The organism is Streptomyces sp. NPDC051109, assembly GCF_044455885.1.
GTDB lineage: Bacteria > Actinomycetota > Actinomycetes > Streptomycetales > Streptomycetaceae > Streptomyces.
In genome coordinates this window covers 489,142-505,036 of the sequence record NZ_JBITFF010000003.1, presented here as the reverse complement: position 1 = coordinate 505,036, position 15,895 = coordinate 489,142, and the positions used below count along the sequence as shown (strand labels likewise).

Below are 15,895 nucleotides of genomic sequence, written 5' to 3'. Positions count from 1 at the left end.
GTCGCCTTCACCTGCCTCTCGGGGCAGCAATGAGGCGGACGTACGGGAATCTTCTGGGAAGCGTCAGCACGGTGCCCGCCAGGCGCTCGGTGGGTGTTTCTCCCCCGAACCGCGGTCTTGGGACCGCACCCCCTTGGACGAGGGAATTTCCGTATGGGAATTTTCTGTAGAGGGAGTGCGACACGCCCGACCGCGTGGGTCGGAGAGAAGCGGTGGAGAGATCCACAGCCGCCCGAGGGCCAGAGCGTTTCCACAACAGACAGGACTACGGAGTAGCCATGGCGGGACAGAAGATCCGCATCCGGCTCAAGGCCTACGACCACGAGGTCATCGACTCCTCGGCGAAGAAGATCGTCGAGACGGTGACCCGCACTGGTGCGTCGGTCGCAGGCCCGGTGCCGCTGCCCACTGAGAAGAACGTGTACTGCGTCATCAAGTCGCCGCACAAGTACAAGGACTCGCGCGAGCACTTCGAGATGCGCACGCACAAGCGCCTGATCGACATCCTCGACCCGACGCCCAAGACCGTTGACTCGCTGATGCGCCTGGACCTTCCGGCCGGCGTTGACATCGAGATCAAGCTCTGAGAGGCGTCGAGAAGATGGCAAAGCAGATCAAGGGCGTCCTGGGCGAGAAGCTCGGCATGACCCAGGTCTGGGACGAGAACAACCGTGTCGTCCCGGTGACCGTCGTCAAGGCCGGGCCCTGCGTCGTTACCCAGGTCCGTACGAACGACATCGACGGCTACGAGTCGGTCCAGATCGCCTTCGGCGAGATCGACCCGCGCAAGGTGAACAAGCCCCTCAAGGGCCACTTCGCCAAGGCCGACGTGACCCCCCGCCGCCACCTGGTGGAGCTCCGCACCTCCGACGCCAGCGAGTACACGCTCGGCCAGGAGATCACTGCCGAGGTGTTCGAGTCCGGCGTCAAGGTTGACGTCACGGGCAACAGCAAGGGCAAGGGCTTCGCCGGTGTCATGAAGCGGCACAACTTCCGGGGCCTCGGCGCCGGTCACGGTGTGCAGCGCAAGCACCGCTCCCCCGGTTCGATCGGTGGCTGCGCCACCCCTGGGCGTGTCTTCAAGGGCATGCGCATGGCTGGTCGTATGGGCAACGAGCGCGTCACCACCCAGAACCTGACCATCCACGCGGTAGACGCGGAGAAGGGTCTGCTCCTCATCAAGGGCGCAGTCCCCGGTCCGAACGGCGGCCTCGTCCTGGTCCGTACCGCGGCCAAGGGGGCTTGAGGTTAATGAGCACCATTGACATCCTTTCGCCGGCAGGCGACAAGGCCGGTACCGTCGAGCTCCCCGCGGAGATCTTCGACGCGAAGACCAGCGTTCCGCTGATCCACCAGGTCGTCGTCGCTCAGCTGGCTGCTGCCCGTCAGGGCACGCACAAGACGAAGACCCGTGGCGAAGTCCGTGGTGGTGGCAAGAAGCCTTACCGCCAGAAGGGCACCGGCCGCGCCCGTCAGGGTTCGACCCGCGCTCCGCAGTTCGCCGGCGGTGGCGTCGTCCACGGCCCGCAGCCGCGTGACTACTCGCAGCGGACCCCCAAGAAGATGAAGGTCGCCGCCCTCCGCGGTGCCCTGTCGGACCGTGCGCGTCACTCCCGCATCCACGTCGTCACCGGCGTGGTCGAGGGTGCTGCCTCCACGAAGGCCGCCAAGACGCTGTTCGGCAAGATCTCGGAGCGCAAGAACCTGCTCCTGGTCGTCGAGCGTGCCGACGAGGCCGCGTGGCTGTCCGCCCGCAACCTGCCCCAGGTTCACATCCTGGAGCCGGGCCAGCTGAACACGTACGACGTGATCGTCTCTGACGACGTGGTCTTCACCCAGGCCGCGCTTGAGTCCTTCGTGTCTGGCCCCAAGGCCGATGAGACCGAAGGGAGCGACGCCTGATGTCTGAGGCGACCGTTACCAGCAAGACCTTCACTGACCCGCGCGACCTGCTGATCAAGCCGGTTGTCTCGGAGAAGAGCTACGCGCTGCTGGACGAGAACAAGTACACGTTCATCGTCGCGCCCGGCTCCAACAAGACCCAGATCAAGCAGGCCGTCGAGGCGGTCTTCGGGGTCAAGGTCACCGGGGTCAACACGATCAACCGTCAGGGTAAGCGCAAGCGCACCAAGACCGGTTTCGGCAAGCGCGCTGACACCAAGCGCGCCATCGTGACCCTCGCTGAGGGCGACCGAATCGACATCTTCGGCGGCCAGGCCTCCTAACGGAGGTCTAGTCGTCCGGAATCGGACGAGGACTGAGAAATGGGTATCCGCAAGTACAAGCCGACGACCCCGGGCCGTCGTGGCTCCAGCGTCGCCGACTTTGTCGAGATCACGCGGTCCACGCCGGAGAAGTCGCTGGTTCGCCCGCTGCACAGCAAGGGCGGCCGTAACAACACCGGTCGGATCACCGTTCGCCACCAGGGTGGTGGACACAAGCGCGCCTACCGCGTGATCGACTTCCGTCGTCACGACAAGGACGGCGTGCCGGCCAAGGTCGCGCACATCGAGTACGACCCCAACCGCACTGCGCGCATCGCGCTCCTGCACTACGCGGACGGCGAGAAGCGCTACATCATCGCTCCCCGCGGTCTGAACCAGGGCGACCGGATTGAGAACGGCCCCACGGCCGACATCAAGCCCGGCAACAACCTGGCCCTGCGCAACATCCCGGTCGGTACCACGATCCACGCGATCGAGCTCCGTCCCGGTGGTGGCGCCAAGTTCGCCCGTTCCGCGGGTGCCTCCGTGCAGCTGCTGGCGAAGGAGGGCACGATGGCCCACCTTCGTATGCCGTCCGGTGAGATCCGCCTGGTCGACGCGCGCTGCCGCGCGACGGTCGGCGAGGTCGGCAACGCCGAGCAGTCGAACATCAACTGGGGCAAGGCCGGCCGTATGCGCTGGAAGGGCGTTCGCCCCTCCGTCCGCGGTGTCGCGATGAACCCGGTTGACCACCCGCACGGTGGTGGTGAGGGCAAGACCAGCGGTGGTCGTCACCCGGTCTCCCCGTGGGGTCAGAAGGAGGGTCGTACTCGCTCGCCGAAGAAGGCTTCGAGCAAGTACATCGTCCGCCGCCGCAAGACGAACAAGAAGCGCTAGGAGCGGGTTTAGATGCCGCGCAGTCTCAAGAAGGGACCCTTCGTCGACGGACACCTCGTGAAGAAGGTGGACGCTCAGAACGAAGCTGGTACCAAGAACGTCATCAAGACCTGGTCCCGTCGCTCGATGATCATCCCGGCCATGCTGGGTCACACCATCGCGGTGCACAACGGCAAGACCCACGTCCCGGTGTTCGTCACCGAGTCGATGGTCGGCCACAAGCTCGGCGAGTTCTCGCCGACTCGCACCTTCCGCGGCCACGTCAAGGACGACCGGAAGTCGAAGCGCCGCTAAAGGCGGGGTGGTAACGACTATGACTTACACCGAAGGGACAACCATGGAAGCCAGGGCCCAGGCGCGGTACATCCGCGTCACGCCCATGAAGGCCCGCCGCGTGGTGGACCTTATCCGTGGCATGGATGCCACGGAGGCTCAGGCGGTCCTGCGTTTCGCCCCGCAGGCCGCGAGCGTGCCGGTCGGCAAGGTGCTGGACAGCGCCATTGCCAACGCCGCACACAACTACAACCACCCGGACGCCTCCACGCTGGTCATCAGCGAGGCGTACGTGGACGAGGGCCCGACCCTGAAGCGGTTCCGTCCGCGTGCCCAGGGCCGTGCCTACCGGATCCGCAAGCGGACCAGCCACATCACCGTGGTCGTCAGCAGCAAGGAAGGTTCCCGGTAATGGGCCAGAAGGTAAACCCGCACGGGTTCCGGCTCGGCATCACCACCGACTTCAAGTCGCGTTGGTACGCCGACAAGCTGTACAAGGACTACGTCAAGGAAGACGTCGCCATCCGTCGGATGATGACGTCCGGCATGGAGCGCGCCGGCATCTCGAAGGTTGAGATCGAGCGCACCCGTGACCGCGTGCGTGTGGACATCCACACCGCTCGTCCGGGCATCGTCATCGGCCGCCGTGGCGCCGAGGCCGACCGCATCCGCGGTGACCTCGAAAAGCTCACGGGCAAGCAGGTCCAGCTGAACATCCTCGAGGTCAAGAACCCCGAGCTCGACGCTCAGCTGGTTGCCCAGGCCGTTGCCGAGCAGCTCTCCTCCCGCGTCTCCTTCCGTCGTGCCATGCGCAAGAGCATGCAGGGCACGATGAAGGCCGGCGCCAAGGGCATCAAGATCCAGTGTGGCGGTCGCCTCGGCGGCGCCGAGATGTCCCGCTCCGAGTTCTACCGCGAGGGTCGTGTGCCGCTGCACACGCTGCGCGCGAACGTGGACTACGGCTTCTTCGAGGCCAAGACCACCTTCGGCCGTATCGGTGTGAAGGTCTGGATCTACAAGGGCGACGTCAAGAACATCGCCGAGGTTCGCGCCGAGAACGCTGCGGCCCGTGCGGGTAACCGCCCGGCCCGTGGTGCCGGCGCTGGCGACCGTCCCGCCGGCCGTGGTGGCCGTGGTGGCGAGCGCGGCGGCCGTGGTGGCCGCAAGCCGCAGCAGGCTGCTGGTGCCGAGGCCCCCAAGGCCGACGCCCCCGCCGCCGCTCCGGCCGAGAGCACCGGAACGGAGGCCTGACCGACATGCTGATCCCTCGTAGGGTCAAGCACCGCAAGCAGCACCACCCGAAGCGCCGCGGTATGGCCAAGGGCGGTACTGAGGTCTCGTTCGGCGAGTACGGCATCCAGGCGCTCACCCCCGCCTACGTGACGAACCGCCAGATCGAGGCGGCTCGTATCGCGATGACCCGCCACATCAAGCGTGGCGGCAAGGTCTGGATCAACATCTACCCGGACCGTCCGCTGACGAAGAAGCCCGCCGAGACCCGCATGGGTTCCGGTAAGGGTTCTCCCGAGTGGTGGATCGCGAACGTGCACCCGGGCCGGGTCATGTTCGAGCTGTCCTACCCGAACGAGAAGATTGCTCGTGAGGCGCTCACCCGCGCTGCTCACAAGCTTCCGATGAAGTGCCGGATTGTTCGGCGCGAGGCAGGTGAGTCGTGATGGCGACGGGAACCAAGGCGTCCGAGCTGCGTGAGCTCGGCAACGAGGAGCTCGTTGGCAAGCTGCGCGAGGCCAAGGAGGAGCTGTTCAAGCTCCGCTTCCAGGCGGCCACGGGTCAGCTGGAGAACAACGGCCGGCTCAAGTCCGTCCGTAAGGACATCGCTCGCATCTACACCCTGATGCACGAGCGTGAGCTCGGTATCGAGACGGTGGAGAGCGCCTGATGAGCGAGAAGAACGTGACTGAGACGAACGAGCGCGGCTTCCGCAAGACCCGTGAGGGTCTCGTCGTCAGCGACAAGATGGACAAGACCGTCGTCGTCGCCGTCGAGGACCGCGTCAAGCACGCGCTGTACGGCAAGGTCATCCGCCGTACGAACAAGCTCAAGGCTCACGACGAGCAGAACGCTGCCGGCGTCGGCGACCGCGTCCTCATCATGGAGACGCGTCCGCTGTCGGCGAGCAAGCGCTGGCGCATCGTCGAGATCCTCGAGAAGGCCAAGTAATCACCTGAGGGGTTTCCCTCAGGTCAGTTCCGCCAGGCTCGGTGGGGGCCTCGCTCCTCGGAGTGAAGCCCCCGCCGGGAACCGGCAGACAAACAGGAGATAGACGTGATCCAGCAGGAGTCGCGACTGCGTGTCGCCGACAACACTGGTGCCAAGGAGATCCTTTGCATCCGTGTTCTCGGTGGCTCCGGTCGCCGCTACGCGGGCATCGGTGACGTCATCGTCGCCACCGTCAAGGACGCGATCCCCGGTGGCAACGTGAAGAAGGGTGACGTCGTCAAGGCGGTCATCGTTCGCACCGTCAAGGAGCGCCGCCGCCAGGACGGCTCGTACATCCGCTTCGACGAGAACGCCGCTGTCATTCTCAAGAACGACGGCGACCCTCGTGGCACCCGTATCTTCGGCCCCGTGGGCCGTGAGCTGCGCGAGAAGAAGTTCATGAAGATCATCTCGCTCGCGCCGGAGGTGCTGTAAGCATGAAGATCAAGAAGGGCGACCTGGTCCAGGTCATCACCGGTAAGGACAAGGGCAAGCAGGGCAAGGTCATCGCGGCCATGCCCAGCGAGAACCGCGTCCTCGTCGAGGGTGTCAACCGGGTCAAGAAGCACACCAAGGCCGGTCAGACCGCTGGTGGTTCGCAGACCGGTGGCATCGTGATCACCGAGGCGCCGATCCACGTCAGCAACGTTCAGCTGGTTGTGGAGAAGGACGGCCAGAAGGTCGTTACCCGCGTCGGTTTCCGCTTCGACGACGAGGGCAACAAGATCCGCGTTGCCAAGCGGACGGGTGAGGACATCTGATGGCTACCACTCCGCGTCTCAAGACGAAGTACCGCGAGGACATCGCGGGCAAGCTGCGTGAGGAGTTCTCGTACGAGAACGTCATGCAGATCCCCGGTCTCGTGAAGATCGTGGTCAACATGGGTGTGGGCGACGCCGCCCGCGACTCCAAGCTGATCGACGGCGCCATCCGCGACCTGACGACGATCACCGGTCAGAAGCCGGCCGTCACGAAGGCCCGCAAGTCCATCGCGCAGTTCAAGCTGCGTGAGGGTCAGCCGATCGGCTGCCACGTCACCCTCCGTGGTGACCGCATGTGGGAGTTCCTGGACCGTACGCTGTCGCTCGCGCTGCCGCGTATCCGTGACTTCCGTGGTCTGTCGCCGAAGCAGTTCGACGGCCGTGGCAACTACACCTTCGGTCTCACGGAGCAGGTCATGTTCCACGAGATCGACCAGGACAAGATCGACCGTACCCGGGGTATGGACATCACCGTGGTCACCACGGCGACCAACGACGACGAGGGCCGTGCCCTCCTTCGTCACCTCGGCTTCCCCTTCAAGGAGGCGTAAGCGAGATGGCGAAGAAGGCTCTCATCGCGAAGGCTGCCCGCAAGCCCAAGTTCGGTGTGCGTGCGTACACCCGCTGCCAGCGCTGCGGTCGCCCCCACTCCGTGTACCGCAAGTTCGGCCTGTGCCGCGTCTGCCTTCGTGAGATGGCTCACCGTGGCGAGCTGCCGGGCGTGACCAAGAGCTCCTGGTAATTCCCGCCGGTCCGCAAGGACTTGGGAAGTTCCAGAGACTCTCGGTAAGCATCTGGTCGGTGGGTGCCCTGCTCCGCATGCCGTAGGCTTGTGGGGTTGGGCGTCCGCCGTCCATAACGACTTACTACGCCGTAGGTCCCCGCACCGCACCCGTCCCGCCACTGAGTGGGGAGAGGGATGGCGCATACAGGAAACCCCGGCGAGAGAGGCCGAAGGCCACTTCATGACCATGACTGACCCGATCGCAGACATGCTGACCCGTCTGCGTAACGCTAACTCGGCGTACCACGACACTGTCGTGATGCCGCACAGCAAGATCAAGTCGCACATCGCGGAGATCCTCAAGCAGGAGGGTTTCATCACCGGCTGGAAGGTCGAGGACGCCGAGGTCGGCAAGAACCTCGTCCTCGAGCTGAAGTTCGGGCCGAACCGTGAGCGCTCCATCGCGGGCATCAAGCGGATCTCGAAGCCCGGTCTGCGCGTGTACGCAAAGTCCACCAACCTGCCGAAGGTGCTCGGCGGCCTGGGCGTGGCGATCATCTCCACGTCCCACGGTCTCCTCACCGGCCAGCAGGCAGGCAAGAAGGGCGTAGGTGGGGAAGTCCTCGCCTACGTCTGGTAGTCGGGAACGGAGGAAAAGCAATGTCGCGAATCGGCAAGCTCCCCATCCAGGTTCCCGCCGGTGTGGACGTCACCATCGATGGCCGCACGGTCGCGGTGAAGGGCCCCAAGGGTCTCCTCTCGCACACCGTCGCCGCGCCGATCGAGATCGTCAAGGGTGAGGACGGCGTTCTGAACGTCACCCGCCCCAACGACGAGCGTCAGAACAAGGCCCTGCACGGCCTGTCCCGCACGCTGGTGGCGAACATGATCACCGGTGTGACCACGGGATACGTCAAGGCTCTCGAGATCAGCGGTGTCGGTTACCGCGTCGCCGCGAAGGGCTCCGCTCTGGAGTTCCAGCTTGGTTACAGCCACCCGATCCTGATCGAGGCGCCCGAGGGCATCTCCTTCAAGGTCGAGTCGCCCACCAAGTTCTCGGTCGAGGGCATCGACAAGCAGAAGGTCGGCGAGGTCGCCGCCAACATCCGCAAGCTGCGGAAGCCCGACCCGTACAAGGCCAAGGGTGTCAAGTACGCCGGCGAGGTCATCCGCCGCAAGGTCGGAAAGGCTGGTAAGTAGCCATGGCATACGGTGTGAAGATCGCCAAGGGCGACGCGTACAAGCGCGCTGCCAAGGCTCGCCGCCACATCCGCATCCGCAAGAACGTCTCGGGTACGGCGGAGCGTCCGCGCCTCGTCGTGACGCGTTCCAACCGCAACATCGTTGCTCAGGTCATCGACGACCTCCAGGGTCACACCCTGGCGTCCGCGTCGACCCTGGACGCTTCGATCCGCGGTGGCGAAGGCGACAAGAGCTCGCAGGCCCAGGCTGTCGGCGCGCTCGTCGCCGAGCGTGCCAAGGCCGCGGGTGTCGAGACCGTCGTGTTCGACCGCGGTGGCAACCGATACGCCGGGCGCATTGCCGCTCTGGCTGACGCCGCCCGCGAAGCCGGGCTGAAGTTCTAAGCCCCGGTTCCGGGACTCACGGACGTAACAGAGAGAGGTAATCCAATGGCTGGACCCCAGCGCCGCGGAAGCGGTGCCGGTGGCGGCGAGCGGCGGGACCGGAAGGGTCGCGACGGTGGCCCTGCCGCCGAGAAGACCGCTTACGTTGAGCGCGTTGTCGCGATCAACCGCGTCGCCAAGGTTGTCAAGGGTGGTCGCCGCTTCAGCTTCACCGCGCTGGTCGTGGTGGGCGACGGTGACGGCACTGTAGGTGTCGGTTACGGCAAGGCCAAGGAAGTTCCCGCGGCCATCGCCAAGGGTGTCGAGGAAGCCAAGAAGAACTTCTTCAAGGTTCCGCGCATCCAGGGCACCATCCCGCACCCGATCCAGGGCGAGAAGGCGGCCGGCGTTGTCCTGCTGAAGCCTGCTTCCCCCGGTACCGGTGTTATCGCCGGTGGCCCGGTGCGCGCCGTTCTGGAGTGCGCCGGCGTTCACGACATCCTGTCGAAGTCGCTCGGCTCCGACAATGCGATCAACATCGTGCACGCGACCGTGGAGGCCCTCAAGGGCCTGCAGCGTCCCGAGGAGATCGCGGCTCGCCGTGGTCTGCCCCTCGAGGACGTCGCTCCCGCGGCCCTGCTTCGTGCGCGTGCTGGGGCGGGTGTCTAATGGCTCGCCTCAAGATCACGCAGACGAAGTCGTACATCGGCAGCAAGCAGAACCACCGCGACACGCTGCGTTCGCTCGGGCTCAAGCGCCTGAACGACGTGGTCGTCAAGGAGGACCGCCCCGAGTTCCGCGGAATGGTTCACACCGTCCGCCACCTCGTGACGGTTGAGGAGGTTGACTAATCATGGCTGAGAACAGCCCGCTGAAGGCCCACAACCTCCGTCCCGCCCCCGGCGCCAAGACCGCGAAGACCCGTGTCGGTCGTGGTGAGGCGTCGAAGGGTAAGACGGCCGGTCGTGGTACGAAGGGCCAGAAGGCCCGTTACCAGATCCCGCAGCGCTTCGAGGGTGGGCAGATGCCCCTCCACATGCGCCTGCCGAAGCTCAAGGGCTTCAAGAACCCGTTCCGCACCGAGTTCCAGGTCGTCAACCTGGACAAGCTCGGCGCTCTCTACCCCGAGGGTGGAGAGGTCACGGTGGCCGACCTGGTCGCCAAGGGCGCGGTTCGCAAGAACAGCCTCGTCAAGGTCCTGGGCCAGGGCGAGATCTCCGTGGCGCTGACGGTTTCGGTTGACGCCGTTTCCGCCTCCGCCAAGGAGAAGATTGCCGCTGCCGGCGGCACCGTCACCGAGCTCGTCTAAGACGAACCAGGTGACAGATAGCTAGAAACCCGACCGGGGATGCCTCACAAATGGGGCATCCCCGGTTGGTCGTTCCACGGGGGGCACAGTCGCCGGTAAGGTGGCCTGCACCTTTGCTTGTACGTATTCGTCGATCCCTCAGACCGTCACCTCTGACGCAGTAGCGCGGGGGTCGCAGGAGGCACCGTGCTCACCGCGTTCGCCCGGGCGTTCAAGACGCCCGACCTGCGCAAGAAGCTGCTCTTCACGCTCGGCATCATCGTGCTGTTCCGGCTCGGGTCCCACATCCCGGTACCCGGCGTGAGCTACAAGAACGTTCAGATCTGTGTCGACCAGGCCGGGAGCAGCAACAGCCTCTTCGGTCTCGTCAACATGTTCAGCGGCGGTGCGCTGCTGCAGATCACGATCTTCGCGCTCGGCATCATGCCGTACATCACGGCGAGCATCATCCTGCAGCTGCTGACCGTGGTCATCCCGAAGCTGGAGAACCTCAAAAAAGAGGGTCAGTCCGGCACGGCGAAGATCACTCAGTACACGCGCTATCTGACGGTCGCACTCGCGATCCTGCAGGGCACCGGCCTCGTCGCCACCGCCCGCACTGGCGCCCTGTTCCAGGGTTGCCAGGTCGCCAGCCAGATCGTTCCGAACCGGTCGATCTTCACCACCATCGTCATGGTCATCACCATGACCGCGGGTACCTGCGTCGTCATGTGGCTCGGTGAGCTCGTGACGGACCGCGGCATCGGCAACGGCATGTCGATCCTGATGTTCATCTCGATCGCCGCCGGCTTCATCGGCGCCCTGTGGCAGATCAAGCTCCAGGGCAAGATCGCCGATGGCTGGGTGGAGTTCGGCGTGGTCATCCTCGTCGGCCTGGCCATGGTCGCGCTCGTCGTCTTCGTCGAGCAGGCGCAGCGTCGGATTCCGGTCCAGTACGCGAAGCGCATGATCGGCCGCCGTGCGTACGGGGGCACCTCGACGTACATCCCGCTCAAGGTGAACCAGGCCGGTGTCATCCCGGTCATCTTCGCCTCGTCGCTGCTGTACATCCCGGCGCTGATCGTGCAGTTCAGCGGCTCGACCGCCGGCTGGGCCACCTGGATCCAGAAGCACTTCGTCAAGGGCGACCACCCCTACTACATCGCGGCCTACTTCCTCCTGATCGTCTTCTTCGCGTTCTTCTACGTGGCGATTTCTTTCAACCCCGAGGAAGTTGCAGACAACATGAAGAAGTATGGTGGGTTCATCCCGGGTATCCGTGCCGGTCGACCCACCGCCGAGTACCTGAGCTACGTGCTCAACCGGATCACCTGGCCGGGGTCGCTGTACCTGGGTCTCATCGCTCTTGTGCCGACGATGGCGTTGGCCGGCTTCGGAGCGAACCAGAACTTCCCGTTCGGCGGGACGAGCATCCTCATCATCGTGGGTGTGGGTCTGGAAACCGTGAAGCAGATCGAGAGCCAGCTCCAGCAGCGCAATTACGAAGGGTTCCTCCGCTGATGCGAATCGTCCTCGTCGGACCGCCCGGTGCGGGCAAGGGAACGCAGGCGGCGTTCCTTGCGAAGAACCTGTCGATCCCGCACATCTCCACGGGCGACCTCTTCCGCGCGAACATCAGCCAGAACACCGAGCTGGGCCAGCGCGCGAAGGCGTTCATGGACGCCGGTGACCTCGTCCCCGACGAGATCACCATCGGCATGGCCAAGGACCGGATGGAGCAGCCGGACGCCGTGAACGGCTTCCTGCTGGACGGCTTCCCGCGCAACGTCTCCCAGGCGGAGGCGCTGGACGAGATGCTGCAGAGCGCCGCCATGAAGCTGGACGCCGTCCTCGACCTGGAGGTCGAGGAGGACGAGGTCGTCAAGCGCATCGCCGGCCGCCGGATCTGCCGCAACGACTCCGCGCACGTCTTCCACGTCGTGTACGCGGCACCGAAGACCGAGGGCGTCTGCGACACCTGCGGCGGCGAGCTCTACCAGCGTGACGACGACTCCGAGGCCACGGTGCGCAACCGGCTTGAGGTCTACCACACGCAGACCGAGCCGATCATCGACTACTACAAGGCCCAGGGCCTGCTGGTGACGATCCCCGCCCTCGGTGAGGTCGCGGACGTCACGCAGCGTGCGATGGACGCGCTCAAGAAGTAGTAACCCTTGTTGTGAGCAGTACGGCCGCGGTGTCCCCAGGACTCCGCGGCCGTACTGTTGAGACGACCGGAACAACGCAGACCGAAGTCCGAAGGTGGAAGGCACTACCCATGGTCCAGATCAAGACCCCCGAGCAGATCGCGAAGATGCGCGAGGCAGGGCTGGTCGTCGCCGCGATCCACGCGGCGACCCGTGAGGCGGCCGTGCCGGGCGCCACGACGCGGGATCTGGACATGGTGGCCCGCAAGGTCATCGCGGATGCCGGAGCCAAGTCGAACTTCCTCGGCTACGGCGGCTTCCCCGCGACGATCTGCACCTCCGTGAACGAGGTCGTGGTCCACGGCATCCCGGACGACAAGACGGTCCTCAAGGACGGCGACGTCATCTCCATCGACGCCGGCGCGATCGTCGACGGCTGGCACGGCGACGCCGCGTACACGGCCTTCGTGGGCACGGGTCACGCTCCGGAGCTGATCGAGCTCTCCCGGGTGACCGAGGAGTCGATGTGGGCCGGCATCGCCGCCATGAAGCTCGGCAACCGCCTCGTGGACATCTCCAAGGCGATCGAGGGCTACATCCGCCGCCAGCCCCGTCCGGCGACCGGCAAGTACGGGATCATCGAGGACTACGGCGGCCACGGCATCGGCTCCGAAATGCACATGGACCCCCACCTGCTGAACTACGTCTCCCGCAAGCGCGGCAAGGGCATCAAGCTGGTCCCGGGCGTGTGCCTGGCGATCGAGCCCATGGTCTCCCTGGGAACCCCCCAGACGGAGGTCCTGGCGGACGACTGGACGGTCATCACCACGGACGGCACCTGGTCCTCGCACTGGGAGCACTCCATCGCCCTGACCGAGGCGGGCCCCATCGTCCTGACGAGCCCGGACTGCGGCAAGGCGAAGCTGGCGGAGTACGGCGTCACCACGGCGCCGGACCCGCTTGGTTAATGATCTACGCTGTGGGGCAAACTTTCCGGATTCGTCTTTCTGGGTGCCCTGACGTAGACTGACTCGTCGGCTCCTTTGCACCCGCATGTCCGCATGCGAAGCAGGGAGCTGATCAAGGTAGCCGATTCGAAGGGCGAAGCGTGGCCAAGAAGCAAGGTGCCATCGAGATCGAGGGCACCGTGATCGAGTCCCTCCCGAACGCGATGTTCAAGGTGGAACTGCAGAACGGTCACAAGGTCCTCGCGCACATCAGCGGCAAGATGCGTATGCACTACATCCGCATCCTCCCGGATGACCGGGTCGTTGTGGAGCTGTCTCCGTACGACCTCACGCGTGGCCGGATCGTCTACCGATACAAGTAGATCTTGTCCTCACTCCTGCCCGGACGTCTGGTCCCGGTGCGGGTGGTGGCACTGACCCGGAGAACCTCACCAACATGAAGGTCAAGCCGAGCGTCAAGAAGATCTGCGACAAGTGCAAGGTGATCCGCCGTCACGGTCGGGTCATGGTCATCTGCGACAACCTGCGCCACAAGCAGCGCCAGGGCTGACGCACGCCGACCGACCTGCACTCCGCAGTTCTTCGCGCGACGTAAGAAAACGTACATACGCAGAGCCCGCCCAGCCCTGAGAGGGGCCGGCGGCACCTCCGGCGGGGGCCGGGGACCCGGGCGTACCACCACCCATCAGGTGTGGTCGGCGGTCGGGAGTGGTTCTGCGGAAGACCCCCGAACACACAGGAGCCATTGAATGGCACGCGTTTCCGGTGTTGACATCCCGCGCGAAAAGCGTGTGGAGATCGCACTCACCTACGTCTTCGGTATCGGGCGCACCCGGTCCAAGGAGATCCTCGCCTCCACCGGCGTGAACCCGAACACCCGCGTTCGTGACCTGGCCGAAGAGGACCTCGTCAAGATCCGCGAGTACGTGGACGCCAACCTCCGTACCGAGGGTGACCTCCGCCGCGAGATCCAGGGCGACATCCGCCGCAAGATCGAGATCCAGTGCTACCAGGGCATCCGCCACCGTCGTGGCCTGCCGGTGCACGGTCAGCGCACCAGCACGAACGCGCGTACCCGCAAGGGCCCGCGTCGCGCGATCGCCGGTAAGAAGAAGCCGGGCAAGAAGTAGTCCTGTTCAGCGGTCTTGCGCTGTAGGACCGACCACCTCCCGTAGGAGATTTAGATGCCCCCCAAGGGTCGTCAGGGCGCTGCCAAGAAGGTGCGCCGCAAGGAAAAGAAGAACGTCGCTCACGGGCACGCCCACATCAAGAGCACGTTCAACAACACGATCGTCTCGATCACGGACCCCTCGGGCAACGTGATCTCCTGGGCCTCCGCCGGCCACGTCGGCTTCAAGGGCTCGCGCAAGTCCACCCCCTTCGCCGCGCAGATGGCCGCCGAGTCGGCCGCCCGCCGCGCGCAGGAGCACGGCATGCGCAAGGTCGACGTCTTCGTCAAGGGTCCGGGCTCCGGCCGCGAGACCGCGATCCGCTCCCTCCAGGCCACCGGCCTCGAGGTCGGCTCGATCCAGGACGTCACCCCCACCCCGCACAACGGCTGCCGCCCGCCGAAGCGCCGCCGCGTCTGACGACTGCCGGACCTTTCGCTTCGTCGAAGCGAAAGGCCGCGTCTGACGCAGCGGACGCACCTGTGCGTCTTTGAGTGTCCGGGCGGTACGAACCCCTTCGGGGGGACGTGCCGCCCGTACCCTTGCAGTACCTGGCTTTACCCGTCGGGCGTCAAATAGTGGGCGTCCACGACTGAAGGAACACACATGCTTATCGCTCAGCGTCCTTCGCTGACCGAAGAGGTCGTCGACGAGTACCGCTCGCGGTTCGTGATCGAGCCGCTGGAGCCGGGCTTCGGCTACACCCTCGGCAACTCGCTGCGCCGCACGCTCCTGTCCTCGATCCCGGGTGCCGCTGTCACCAGCATCCGCGTGGACGGCGTCCTGCACGAGTTCACCACCGTGCCCGGTGTCAAGGAAGACGTCACCGACATCATCCTCAACATCAAGCAGCTGGTCGTCTCCTCGGAGCACGACGAGCCGGTCGTGATGTACCTGCGCAAGCAGGGTCCCGGCCTGGTCACCGCTGCCGACATCGCGCCGCCGGCCGGTGTCGAGGTGCACAACCCGGACCTCGTCCTCGCCACGCTCAACGGCAAGGGCAAGCTGGAGATGGAGCTGACCGTCGAGCGCGGTCGCGGCTACGTCTCCGCCGTCCAGAACAAGCAGCTGGGCCAGGAGATCGGCCGCATCCCGGTCGACTCCATCTACAGCCCGGTCCTCAAGGTCACCTACAAGGTCGAGGCGACCCGAGTCGAGCAGCGCACCGACTTCGACAAGCTCATCGTCGACGTCGAGACCAAGCAGGCCATGCGCCCGCGCGACGCCATGGCGTCCGCCGGCAAGACCCTGGTCGAGCTGTTCGGTCTGGCGCGCGAGCTCAACATCGACGCCGAGGGCATCGACATGGGCCCGTCCCCCACGGACGCCGCCCTGGCCGCCGACCTGGCGCTGCCGATCGAGGAGCTCGAGCTCACCGTTCGGTCGTACAACTGCCTCAAGCGCGAGGGCATCCACTCCGTGGGTGAGCTCGTCGCCCGCTCCGAGGCCGACCTGCTCGACATCCGCAACTTCGGTGCGAAGTCGATCGACGAGGTCAAGGCGAAGCTGGCCGGCATGGGCCTGGCCCTCAAGGACAGCCCGCCCGGATTCGACCCGACCGCCGCCGCCGACGCCTTCGGCGCCGACGACGACGCGGACGCCGGTTTCGTGGAGACCGAGCAGTACTGAGCACCACCCGTAGAACTTTCCCGCGGCAGCCGCCGCGGGGGAACTGACAC

General features: G+C 65.5%; 29 protein-coding genes. All 29 read left to right on the top strand.

Annotated elements, in window-relative coordinates:
* The first annotated feature begins 278 nt into the window (after window positions 1-278).
* The 29 genes from rpsJ to ACIBAD_RS08030 all read left to right on the top strand — a co-directional run bounded on the left by rpsJ (window position 279) and on the right by ACIBAD_RS08030 (window position 15,845).
* On the top strand, window positions 279-587 hold the full coding sequence (gene rpsJ, locus ACIBAD_RS08170; RefSeq protein WP_003948644.1) for a 30S ribosomal protein S10: 309 nt from the start codon (window positions 279-281) through the stop codon (window positions 585-587).
* Window positions 588-601: 14 nt separating this feature from the next.
* Window positions 602-1,246 carry a 50S ribosomal protein L3 gene (gene rplC, locus ACIBAD_RS08165; RefSeq protein ID WP_007265899.1) on the top strand — a complete coding sequence of 215 codons (645 nt, stop codon included), beginning with the start codon at window positions 602-604 and terminating at the stop codon, window positions 1,244-1,246.
* A 5-nt stretch (window positions 1,247-1,251) separates the two neighbouring features.
* Window positions 1,252-1,902, top strand: a complete 651-nt coding sequence (gene rplD, locus ACIBAD_RS08160; protein ID WP_030026322.1) for a 50S ribosomal protein L4 — start codon at window positions 1,252-1,254, stop codon at window positions 1,900-1,902.
* Window positions 1,902-2,225, top strand: coding sequence for a 50S ribosomal protein L23 (rplW, locus tag ACIBAD_RS08155; protein WP_030154694.1), 324 nt, complete (start codon window positions 1,902-1,904; stop codon window positions 2,223-2,225). The genes rplD and rplW overlap by 1 nt, the downstream gene beginning before the upstream one ends.
* Before the next feature lie 39 nt (window positions 2,226-2,264).
* Complete coding sequence (rplB, locus tag ACIBAD_RS08150; protein ID WP_030154695.1) at window positions 2,265-3,101, top strand: 50S ribosomal protein L2; 837 nt, start codon at window positions 2,265-2,267, stop codon at window positions 3,099-3,101.
* A 12-nt stretch (window positions 3,102-3,113) separates the two neighbouring features.
* A complete protein-coding gene (gene rpsS / locus ACIBAD_RS08145; RefSeq protein WP_030154697.1) occupies window positions 3,114-3,395 on the top strand; it encodes a 30S ribosomal protein S19 in 282 nt (93 codons plus the stop codon).
* Between the two features lie 43 nt (window positions 3,396-3,438).
* A complete protein-coding gene (gene rplV / locus ACIBAD_RS08140; protein ID WP_007265904.1) occupies window positions 3,439-3,786 on the top strand; it encodes a 50S ribosomal protein L22 in 348 nt (115 codons plus the stop codon).
* Window positions 3,786-4,625, top strand: coding sequence for a 30S ribosomal protein S3 (gene rpsC / locus ACIBAD_RS08135; RefSeq protein WP_007265905.1), 840 nt, complete (start codon window positions 3,786-3,788; stop codon window positions 4,623-4,625). Before rplV ends, rpsC begins: the two co-directional genes overlap by 1 nt.
* A gap of 5 nt (window positions 4,626-4,630) precedes the next feature.
* Complete coding sequence (gene rplP / locus ACIBAD_RS08130) at window positions 4,631-5,050, top strand: 50S ribosomal protein L16 (RefSeq protein WP_030026326.1); 420 nt, start codon at window positions 4,631-4,633, stop codon at window positions 5,048-5,050.
* Window positions 5,050-5,274, top strand: coding sequence for a 50S ribosomal protein L29 (gene rpmC, locus ACIBAD_RS08125; RefSeq protein ID WP_008739703.1), 225 nt, complete (start codon window positions 5,050-5,052; stop codon window positions 5,272-5,274). Before rplP ends, rpmC begins: the two co-directional genes overlap by 1 nt.
* Window positions 5,274-5,555, top strand: coding sequence for a 30S ribosomal protein S17 (gene rpsQ, locus ACIBAD_RS08120; RefSeq protein ID WP_030026328.1), 282 nt, complete (start codon window positions 5,274-5,276; stop codon window positions 5,553-5,555). The genes rpmC and rpsQ overlap by 1 nt, the downstream gene beginning before the upstream one ends.
* Before the next feature lie 105 nt (window positions 5,556-5,660).
* Complete coding sequence (rplN, locus tag ACIBAD_RS08115) at window positions 5,661-6,029, top strand: 50S ribosomal protein L14 (RefSeq protein WP_003956455.1); 369 nt, start codon at window positions 5,661-5,663, stop codon at window positions 6,027-6,029.
* A 2-nt stretch (window positions 6,030-6,031) separates the two neighbouring features.
* Window positions 6,032-6,355, top strand: a complete 324-nt coding sequence (gene rplX / locus ACIBAD_RS08110) for a 50S ribosomal protein L24 (RefSeq protein ID WP_053687972.1) — start codon at window positions 6,032-6,034, stop codon at window positions 6,353-6,355.
* Window positions 6,355-6,906 carry a 50S ribosomal protein L5 gene (gene rplE, locus ACIBAD_RS08105; RefSeq protein WP_030298216.1) on the top strand — a complete coding sequence of 184 codons (552 nt, stop codon included), beginning with the start codon at window positions 6,355-6,357 and terminating at the stop codon, window positions 6,904-6,906. The genes rplX and rplE overlap by 1 nt, the downstream gene beginning before the upstream one ends.
* A gap of 5 nt (window positions 6,907-6,911) precedes the next feature.
* Window positions 6,912-7,097, top strand: coding sequence for a type Z 30S ribosomal protein S14 (locus ACIBAD_RS08100; protein WP_003956452.1), 186 nt, complete (start codon window positions 6,912-6,914; stop codon window positions 7,095-7,097).
* Window positions 7,098-7,320: 223 nt separating this feature from the next.
* Window positions 7,321-7,719: a 30S ribosomal protein S8 gene (gene rpsH, locus ACIBAD_RS08095; RefSeq protein ID WP_007265911.1), complete on the top strand. Its 399-nt coding sequence runs from the start codon at window positions 7,321-7,323 to the stop codon at window positions 7,717-7,719.
* A gap of 20 nt (window positions 7,720-7,739) precedes the next feature.
* Window positions 7,740-8,279: a 50S ribosomal protein L6 gene (gene rplF, locus ACIBAD_RS08090; protein ID WP_030154703.1), complete on the top strand. Its 540-nt coding sequence runs from the start codon at window positions 7,740-7,742 to the stop codon at window positions 8,277-8,279.
* A gap of 2 nt (window positions 8,280-8,281) precedes the next feature.
* Window positions 8,282-8,665 (top strand): 50S ribosomal protein L18, encoded by a 384-nt coding sequence (gene rplR / locus ACIBAD_RS08085; RefSeq protein WP_030008471.1) that lies wholly within the window; start codon window positions 8,282-8,284, stop codon window positions 8,663-8,665.
* A gap of 45 nt (window positions 8,666-8,710) precedes the next feature.
* On the top strand, window positions 8,711-9,313 hold the full coding sequence (gene rpsE / locus ACIBAD_RS08080) for a 30S ribosomal protein S5 (RefSeq protein ID WP_048476518.1): 603 nt from the start codon (window positions 8,711-8,713) through the stop codon (window positions 9,311-9,313).
* Window positions 9,313-9,495 (top strand): 50S ribosomal protein L30, encoded by a 183-nt coding sequence (rpmD, locus tag ACIBAD_RS08075; RefSeq protein ID WP_005313525.1) that lies wholly within the window; start codon window positions 9,313-9,315, stop codon window positions 9,493-9,495. Before rpsE ends, rpmD begins: the two co-directional genes overlap by 1 nt.
* A gap of 2 nt (window positions 9,496-9,497) precedes the next feature.
* Window positions 9,498-9,953, top strand: coding sequence for a 50S ribosomal protein L15 (gene rplO / locus ACIBAD_RS08070; RefSeq protein ID WP_030154704.1), 456 nt, complete (start codon window positions 9,498-9,500; stop codon window positions 9,951-9,953).
* A 186-nt stretch (window positions 9,954-10,139) separates the two neighbouring features.
* Entirely contained in the window at window positions 10,140-11,453 is a 1,314-nt protein-coding gene (gene secY / locus ACIBAD_RS08065) for a preprotein translocase subunit SecY (RefSeq protein WP_030154705.1), read from the top strand.
* A complete protein-coding gene (locus ACIBAD_RS08060) occupies window positions 11,453-12,100 on the top strand; it encodes an adenylate kinase (RefSeq protein WP_134072019.1) in 648 nt (215 codons plus the stop codon). Before secY ends, ACIBAD_RS08060 begins: the two co-directional genes overlap by 1 nt.
* A gap of 110 nt (window positions 12,101-12,210) precedes the next feature.
* Window positions 12,211-13,047, top strand: a complete 837-nt coding sequence (map, locus tag ACIBAD_RS08055; RefSeq protein WP_030154708.1) for a type I methionyl aminopeptidase — start codon at window positions 12,211-12,213, stop codon at window positions 13,045-13,047.
* 140 nt (window positions 13,048-13,187) lie between these two features.
* Window positions 13,188-13,409 (top strand): translation initiation factor IF-1, encoded by a 222-nt coding sequence (gene infA / locus ACIBAD_RS08050; protein ID WP_003956442.1) that lies wholly within the window; start codon window positions 13,188-13,190, stop codon window positions 13,407-13,409.
* A gap of 74 nt (window positions 13,410-13,483) precedes the next feature.
* The gene (gene rpmJ / locus ACIBAD_RS08045; protein ID WP_003956441.1) at window positions 13,484-13,597 is read left to right on the top strand and encodes a 50S ribosomal protein L36; all 114 of its coding nucleotides are present in this window, start codon (window positions 13,484-13,486) and stop codon (window positions 13,595-13,597) included.
* 199 nt (window positions 13,598-13,796) lie between these two features.
* Window positions 13,797-14,177, top strand: coding sequence for a 30S ribosomal protein S13 (rpsM, locus tag ACIBAD_RS08040; protein ID WP_007265919.1), 381 nt, complete (start codon window positions 13,797-13,799; stop codon window positions 14,175-14,177).
* 54 nt (window positions 14,178-14,231) lie between these two features.
* Entirely contained in the window at window positions 14,232-14,636 is a 405-nt protein-coding gene (gene rpsK / locus ACIBAD_RS08035) for a 30S ribosomal protein S11 (RefSeq protein WP_003956432.1), read from the top strand.
* Window positions 14,637-14,822: 186 nt separating this feature from the next.
* Window positions 14,823-15,845 carry a DNA-directed RNA polymerase subunit alpha gene (locus tag ACIBAD_RS08030; protein ID WP_007265920.1) on the top strand — a complete coding sequence of 341 codons (1,023 nt, stop codon included), beginning with the start codon at window positions 14,823-14,825 and terminating at the stop codon, window positions 15,843-15,845.
* Window positions 15,846-15,895 lie beyond the last annotated feature (50 nt).

Coding starts and splice junctions, on each gene's coding strand:
- rpsJ (WP_003948644.1), top strand. CDS start 279: ATGGCGGGACAGAAGATCCGCATCCGGCTCAAGGCCTACGACCACGAG.
- rplC (WP_007265899.1), top strand. CDS start 602: ATGGCAAAGCAGATCAAGGGCGTCCTGGGCGAGAAGCTCGGCATGACC.
- rplD (WP_030026322.1), top strand. CDS start 1,252: ATGAGCACCATTGACATCCTTTCGCCGGCAGGCGACAAGGCCGGTACC.
- rplW (WP_030154694.1), top strand. CDS start 1,902: ATGTCTGAGGCGACCGTTACCAGCAAGACCTTCACTGACCCGCGCGAC.
- rplB (WP_030154695.1), top strand. CDS start 2,265: ATGGGTATCCGCAAGTACAAGCCGACGACCCCGGGCCGTCGTGGCTCC.
- rpsS (WP_030154697.1), top strand. CDS start 3,114: ATGCCGCGCAGTCTCAAGAAGGGACCCTTCGTCGACGGACACCTCGTG.
- rplV (WP_007265904.1), top strand. CDS start 3,439: ATGGAAGCCAGGGCCCAGGCGCGGTACATCCGCGTCACGCCCATGAAG.
- rpsC (WP_007265905.1), top strand. CDS start 3,786: ATGGGCCAGAAGGTAAACCCGCACGGGTTCCGGCTCGGCATCACCACC.
- rplP (WP_030026326.1), top strand. CDS start 4,631: ATGCTGATCCCTCGTAGGGTCAAGCACCGCAAGCAGCACCACCCGAAG.
- rpmC (WP_008739703.1), top strand. CDS start 5,050: ATGGCGACGGGAACCAAGGCGTCCGAGCTGCGTGAGCTCGGCAACGAG.
- rpsQ (WP_030026328.1), top strand. CDS start 5,274: ATGAGCGAGAAGAACGTGACTGAGACGAACGAGCGCGGCTTCCGCAAG.
- rplX (WP_053687972.1), top strand. CDS start 6,032: ATGAAGATCAAGAAGGGCGACCTGGTCCAGGTCATCACCGGTAAGGAC.
- rplE (WP_030298216.1), top strand. CDS start 6,355: ATGGCTACCACTCCGCGTCTCAAGACGAAGTACCGCGAGGACATCGCG.
- ACIBAD_RS08100 (WP_003956452.1), top strand. CDS start 6,912: ATGGCGAAGAAGGCTCTCATCGCGAAGGCTGCCCGCAAGCCCAAGTTC.
- rpsH (WP_007265911.1), top strand. CDS start 7,321: ATGACCATGACTGACCCGATCGCAGACATGCTGACCCGTCTGCGTAAC.
- rplF (WP_030154703.1), top strand. CDS start 7,740: ATGTCGCGAATCGGCAAGCTCCCCATCCAGGTTCCCGCCGGTGTGGAC.
- rplR (WP_030008471.1), top strand. CDS start 8,282: ATGGCATACGGTGTGAAGATCGCCAAGGGCGACGCGTACAAGCGCGCT.
- rpsE (WP_048476518.1), top strand. CDS start 8,711: ATGGCTGGACCCCAGCGCCGCGGAAGCGGTGCCGGTGGCGGCGAGCGG.
- rpmD (WP_005313525.1), top strand. CDS start 9,313: ATGGCTCGCCTCAAGATCACGCAGACGAAGTCGTACATCGGCAGCAAG.
- rplO (WP_030154704.1), top strand. CDS start 9,498: ATGGCTGAGAACAGCCCGCTGAAGGCCCACAACCTCCGTCCCGCCCCC.
- ACIBAD_RS08060 (WP_134072019.1), top strand. CDS start 11,453: ATGCGAATCGTCCTCGTCGGACCGCCCGGTGCGGGCAAGGGAACGCAG.
- map (WP_030154708.1), top strand. CDS start 12,211: ATGGTCCAGATCAAGACCCCCGAGCAGATCGCGAAGATGCGCGAGGCA.
- rpmJ (WP_003956441.1), top strand. CDS start 13,484: ATGAAGGTCAAGCCGAGCGTCAAGAAGATCTGCGACAAGTGCAAGGTG.
- rpsM (WP_007265919.1), top strand. CDS start 13,797: ATGGCACGCGTTTCCGGTGTTGACATCCCGCGCGAAAAGCGTGTGGAG.
- rpsK (WP_003956432.1), top strand. CDS start 14,232: ATGCCCCCCAAGGGTCGTCAGGGCGCTGCCAAGAAGGTGCGCCGCAAG.
- ACIBAD_RS08030 (WP_007265920.1), top strand. CDS start 14,823: ATGCTTATCGCTCAGCGTCCTTCGCTGACCGAAGAGGTCGTCGACGAG.